Annotated in this window: 6 protein-coding genes; 2 read left to right on the top strand and 4 right to left on the bottom strand. The window is 69.5% G+C overall.

Annotated elements, in window-relative coordinates; translation table 11 throughout:
* Positions 1 to 71: 71 nt before the first annotated feature.
* The 4 genes from ACWGJY_RS37340 to ACWGJY_RS37325 form a co-directional block, all read right to left on the bottom strand.
* Positions 72 to 1,859, bottom strand: a complete 1,788-nt coding sequence (locus ACWGJY_RS37340; RefSeq protein WP_453265346.1) for a hypothetical protein — start codon at positions 1,857 to 1,859, stop codon at positions 72 to 74.
* Between the two features lie 153 nt (positions 1,860 to 2,012).
* The gene (locus tag ACWGJY_RS37335) at positions 2,013 to 2,264 is read right to left on the bottom strand and encodes a hypothetical protein (protein WP_453265345.1); all 252 of its coding nucleotides are present in this window, start codon (positions 2,262 to 2,264) and stop codon (positions 2,013 to 2,015) included.
* 120 nt (positions 2,265 to 2,384) lie between these two features.
* Positions 2,385 to 3,080 (bottom strand): alpha/beta hydrolase, encoded by a 696-nt coding sequence (locus tag ACWGJY_RS37330; protein WP_453265349.1) that lies wholly within the window; start codon positions 3,078 to 3,080, stop codon positions 2,385 to 2,387.
* A gap of 139 nt (positions 3,081 to 3,219) precedes the next feature.
* Positions 3,220 to 3,942, bottom strand: a complete 723-nt coding sequence (locus ACWGJY_RS37325) for an MmyB family transcriptional regulator (protein ID WP_453265348.1) — start codon at positions 3,940 to 3,942, stop codon at positions 3,220 to 3,222.
* Positions 3,943 to 4,110: 168 nt separating this feature from the next.
* Here ACWGJY_RS37325 and ACWGJY_RS37320 point away from each other — a divergent pair, with 168 nt between their 5' ends.
* Complete coding sequence (locus ACWGJY_RS37320) at positions 4,111 to 4,455, top strand: hypothetical protein (protein WP_453265350.1); 345 nt, start codon at positions 4,111 to 4,113, stop codon at positions 4,453 to 4,455.
* Between the two features lie 561 nt (positions 4,456 to 5,016).
* Positions 5,017 to 5,745, top strand: a complete 729-nt coding sequence (locus ACWGJY_RS37315) for an esterase/lipase family protein (protein WP_453265347.1) — start codon at positions 5,017 to 5,019, stop codon at positions 5,743 to 5,745.
* Positions 5,746 to 5,865 lie beyond the last annotated feature (120 nt).

The raw sequence follows: 5,865 nt of genomic DNA, 5'->3' as shown, positions 1-5,865 counted from the left end.
GCTACCTCGCCGGCCTCCACCTCCGCGCCTCGATGATCTGGGTCAATGACCTCCTGCAGGCAACTGATTGATCACAACCACACACAGGCCCTAGCAGCCGCTACCGGGCGCACATCGACCGGGTGCACGCCACCGGCCACGTGCACCCGGAGCACCGTCCCTTCGCGTGGCACCGTACCGCCGTCCACCAGCCACGCGTGCAGCGCCGAGGCGTACGCCGCCGGATCGGCATCTGCCCCCGGGCACGCCGACAGCCGGAGCACGCCAAGGGCCCGGGTGCGCACAGTGCACCGGTCCGGCCCGCTCACATATGCGGCGAGGGAGCAGTGCGGATGACGACGAAGAACCTCCGCGGTCCACACCTCTGGGCCACCCAAGCGAGGGTCGTCCACCGGTCCGTCCCGCCAGATCACGTCAGCCGTCGCCAGGTCCCCAGGGTCGAGGGTGTCCTCGTGCACGGACCGGTGCGTCACGCCGACAGCGTCATACGGATGCCCCGCGGAACGTTCGAGGACGACACCCGCACCACGGGCACGCGTACGGACATCCAGCGGAGTGGTGCGCCGCGGGGGATCGTAAGGCGGCAAGGGCAGCGGCTCCAGGAGCGCGGGCGTGGTGGGCTCGGGGAGATCCATCAGCGGGTAGAAGTGCCGCCGCAGCAGTTCTGCCGAGGCTCCCGGGGCCGAGGTGGTGAACTCCGCAGGCCCGGCGAGCGGATGGTGTCGTGCCAAGAGATCCACCAGCTGGTCACGCAACGGGCCATGCGGGTCGAGCCGCGGAGCCTCCCTCACGAACTCCGCGAGCGGCGCCTCGGGGTCCAGCCTGTCCTCCCCGGTGGCCGACAGCAGCACTGGTACGCCCAGCGCCGCGGCATAGTAGGAGACGGCCCCGAAGTCGCCCAGAACAACATCCGCCGCAAGGATGGCCTGCCGCCACCCTTGCACCGGGTCGATCAGACTCAACCCGCTGCGACGAGCCCGGTCCAGCCACACACGGATCTGCCCCGGACCGTGCCCGTACCAGATGTTCGGATGCAGGACCGCCACCGGCCGGTAGTCGTCGGCAGGCAACTCGGCGGCGAAGCGGCGAAGCAAATTCGGCAGAACATCCTGGTCACCGCCGTTCCCGAAGAAACCTTCCGGGTTCCAGGTCGAGTTCAGAACGACGAGCCGCTGACCACGGCGCACGCCCAAGGCCCGCCGAAACCGTTCCCGGTACGTGCGGCCGGCCAGCATGCGGTCGAAGCAGGGGTCGCCGGCGAGCACAGCTGTCTTCTCGGCCTCGGGGCATACACGGCGCAACCGCTCCAGCTGCTCCGGATGCGACAGTACGAGGCCGTCCACAAACGGCTTGCCGTCCGCCAGCAGCCACTCCGGCGACAGCCCGAACGTCGGCTCCCGGCTCCCGGCTCCCGGCTCCCGGCTCCCGGCTCCCGGCTCCCGGCTCCCGGCTCCCGGCTCCCGGCTCCCGGCTCCCGGCTTGGACAGCTTCTTAGTGTATCCAACCCCATGCGACAGAATGCTCAATTTCCCATGAAGTAGCTGGAGTTGACCGCCGAAGCTCGCAGAAACAGCCAGGTCCACGGGCGTCGCCAGCGCCTGTTCCCAGGGCAGGACGGGCAGACCCCACTCGGAGAACAGCTCGCGTATGCCGCCTTGGAAGGCGGATGACCCTGTTGAAGTGACCAGTAGCTGCACCCGGAAGTCGTCACGGAACAGTGGCACTACGTCAAGCAGACGCCCGGCCGAGGTGACGTTGTGTACGACGAGCAGTACCCGGCGAGAGGTCGCCCGACTGACCCAACGATCGGAGCCCTCCCCGACCGGCACACGTATGACCTGGGGATCGGATGGCCCCACCTGTCACCTCCTACCGGCTGCACAGCTTCCGTGGCACTTCTCGGTCAGCCTAGCCAGCCCCTTGCCGCCGAAAGCCGTCGCCCCGGCCGGCGGCGTAACTCCTGATCCGGGTGAGTCAGAAGAGTCGTCGGGTGTGCTCTGCTCCGGATGCCGCTACATGGCGTCGCCGCGGAGACCGGGGATGCGTCCGGCCGGCACCGCCGGCGCGAGGGCGGTCGACCACAGGCGCCCGGCGAGTTCCTGGTAGACGAGGGGTGTGGCGACCCGCGGCTCCGCTGTGCCGAGCCGCGTGGTCCACCGTCTCCAGGCGGTGGTGCAGTGCCGGTGCGGGACCCTCCCGGTACAGCTCCGCCCGGGGGAGAAGGCCCTGCCCGCGTCGTCAGGCCCGTCGACGTCATCGCTCACCAGCGCCAACAGGGTTGCGACGTCTTGGTTGTGGTGCGCCGCGTACGCCCGGAGCAGGGGCGCGCTCGACGCTCCGCCGGCCCGCGGCCGGTCGCCGTCACGGCCCGCGGCTGGTCGCTCTCATAGCCCGAGGATCAATTCGGTTACAGCGGCTGGCCGGGAGAGGAACGGGTGATGGCCGGTGTCGAGTTCCACGACGCTGCCCGCCCGGCCGGCGTACTCGCGTTGCAGCCGGGCGGGGGTGCCTCTGTCCTGGGCGCAGACGAGGTACGTCGAGGGCACGTGCTGCCACGCCGCTGCCTCCACCGGCTGCTGGAGGACCGCCAGGCTCTGCGGGGCCGTCTTGTCCGCGGCCTGTCGCTGGATCTCCGGATCGCAGTCTTGGAGGAACGTCTCGGCCAGCGCGTCGGGCCGGACGGTGAAGGTGCAGACCTCGGGATCGATGACGAGAAACGGGGCGGGCTCCTCGCCGCCGAACGAGGAGAGGCTCTGCCCGACCTCGGGCAGGTAGCTCGACACGAGCAGCAGGTGATGCACGGCGTCGATGCCCGCAGCTGCCTCTGCGGTGACGATCCCGCCATAGCTATGGGCGACCACGACGGTCGGCTCGTCGTTCGCCGTCAATACTTGCCGGACCGCGGCGACATCCTCGGCCAGCCCGGGTCCTCCCGCGCCCGCCGGCTCACCCGTCTCGCCGCAACTCGGCAGGGCAGGCGCCTCGCTGGCGACACCCTGCTCGGCCAGCAGGTCTCCGGTTCGGTGCCACCACCATGATCCGTCCTTGACGCATGCCCCGTGTACGAAAACGACCCTCATCATGACCTCCTCGTCTTCTTTCCTCTGCCTTCGCCCGCCGCCCGCCCTTGGTACCCGTTCGGGGCGGCGGCAGCAACTCCTCGATCCACGCCCACTGTTCATCGGCCAGACCGGACGGGTAGCCGCTTTCTCGCAGCGCTCACACACCACTCAACGAGCCACCCGAACGGCCGGCACCACAGAGCTCAGACAGGCTCGGAGGTCCGCGAGGCGGGCACCGGCGTTCGGGCGAGGGCCTGTGCGGTATCTCCGGTGCGATCTCCGCTCGTCGCTCTTTCCGGGCCGGGTCGCTGGACACGCTTGGTGCCGTGCCGCATCCGACACCTGATGCGGCACCAGCCTCCCCTACGGGCTTGGGGGTGAGGTCCTGGACGCCGACGACTCGCAGTAGTTCGAGCCGCTCGTAGGTCTGTGTGCCCGGCCGCGCCGAGTGCACGACGAGCCGCTGGCCGTGGTCGTCGCTGAGCAGTCCTTCGCAGTCGAGGTCGAGGACGCCGACCACGGGGTGCAGGATGCGCTTCGGCGACGGGCGGTGCACCACGACGTCGTGCAACTGCCACAGCTTCTCAAACTCCCGTGACGCAGTGCGGAGTTCGGCCACGAGGGCGGCCGGGCCCGGGTCGTCGGGGCGGGCCGCGGCGACCGCCCGCAGGCTCGCGACGAAGGCGCGGCCGTGCGCCTCGTGGTTCTCGGGCGGGACCAGGGCCCGCGTGCCGGGGGCCGTGAACCAGCCGTGGATCACGTTCGTTCCCACGCAGTCACCGCTCAGGGCCACCGACATCGTGTTCTGCGCGAGCACCTCGCCCCAGTCGCTCAGCACCGCCGCCGGGAGGTCGTGCAGCCGGTCCAGGATCAGCAGCAGCCCCGGGCGGACGTGGCCTGAGGAGCCGCCGGGCCGCGGCGGCTCCTCGCCCGCCAGGTGGCGGCGGCCGCCCTCGCAATCCGTACCGGACTGGCCACCGCGATGGCGGCCGCCGCCCTCGCTGTGGCAGTCCCCTCCGCTGGTGCCGCCAGTGCCGACAGCGGCCCGGTGACCCGCGGAACCTGCCCGTTGCGCAGTGCTCCACAGGACGCCGTCGGCGGCCAGGCGACGGACGCCCGCGTGACCACGAACCCGAACAGGATCAGCGCCGGCGACTACAACCGGGCCCGCAGCATCCTGATCGGCGCGGGCAGCGTGATCGCGTCCAAGACGCATCCCGCCCACGGCGTGAGCGACGTGCCGGTCAGGTACGGCACCGCCATGCTGGCCTGCTCGCGCGACGAATTCCGGTACACGGACCGCAACGAGCACCTTCAGAGGTCGGGCATGACGCCCTACCACTGGGTGGCCATCCACGACGCGGCACTGGCCATGGGCATCAACCGCTGGTGACACGACCGGCAGCGCACCAGCCAGGGCACGCCCCGGGCTGGTGCGCACAGGCCGATGCGAGCAGGCCGGAGACCCCATCGGCGGCGCCCGCTCCTCAGATGTCCCGGAAGAGACCGGCGAACGCCGTGACCTGCTGCGATGGACGGCTGCAGGTCGCTGACCTGCGGAAATGGTCTTTCGGCTGTTTCACGCGCTTACTCGTTGATGCGGCCGGAAGTCCCAGAAAAGTCCCAGGGAACCCACTGCCCGCGGCCACTCTTTCGGCTCTATGCAGCGTGTGCGGGGGGCCTCTATGTCCTTCGTCAAGCCTGAGCTGGTCATGCGACGGCTGCTTCGGGGAGGCGGGGTTCGTAGAAAGTGCCGTCTCGGAGCATCGCGAACAGGAGCACACCTCGGCTGATCTGCGTCGCCGGCGACTTCAACCGCTACGACGCGCACGCAGTACGGGAGTGGTCCGTGCATCATCGCGCTGCGCGGCACGGCTCGTCCGGGCTAATGTCGAGACCTCGACAACGCCGTCTGGAAGGTGATCCGTTGAGTGATGGTCGACTCGGTGTGGTGATGATTCACGGGATCAGGTCCGGTCCCGAGGTGTGGGATCCGCTACGCCGACTGATTGCGCAGGACGAGAAGCTAGCCTTCGCAGAACCGCTCCAGTTTCGGTATGCCACCGGGGTGCGGCGCCTGCATCCGCTGCGGGTGTTCCCCACCATCAACACGGTCGCCGACAGCTTCAAAGAATACCTGGCGACCGAGGCTGGCGAGTTCACGCGGCTCGTGCTGGTCACGCACAGCCAAGGGGGTCTGGTGGCTCAGCGTTTCCTGGCCCGCGCCCTGGCCGATGGGGAGGGGCACCGCCTGGCCCGCATCCGGCGGCTGGTGATGCTGGCGTGCCCCAACAACGGCTCCGAGTTGCTGCTGTCGCTACGTCGTAATGTCCTCGGGCTCGGCCATCCCCAGGAGAGGGATCTGCGTCCGCTCAACGACCAGGTGAACGCGACACTGCGGACGGTCCTGCGGGATGTCGTCCACGCCACCGCTGTGAGCGACCGCACCTGCCCCATCCTCGTCAGCGCTTACGCGGGCGAGAGCGACCGAGTGGTGCGGGCGGTGTCCGCGCAGTCGGTGTTCCCCGACTCCGCCGCGCTTCCCGGTGACCACTCCACCATCCTCAAGGCCAAGGATGCCGGGCACCGCTCCTTCACCACACTGCGCCGCCTGCTTCTCACCGTTCCCGATGCTGCGCCTGAGCACGCGGCCGAGGCCACTAGGGCCTGTGTGTGGTTGTGATCAACCTTCGGGTTCCGTCCCCGCGTGGGGACGGAACCCGGTAGGAAGCTGGGTGTGACGCGCAGGCAACTCACCGACAGTCAGTGGAAGTTCATCGAGCCCTATCTGCCGATCGGTGGG

This window comes from Streptomyces sp. NPDC054765, from assembly GCF_053612065.1.
This window is presented reverse-complemented; position numbering and strand designations above follow the sequence as displayed.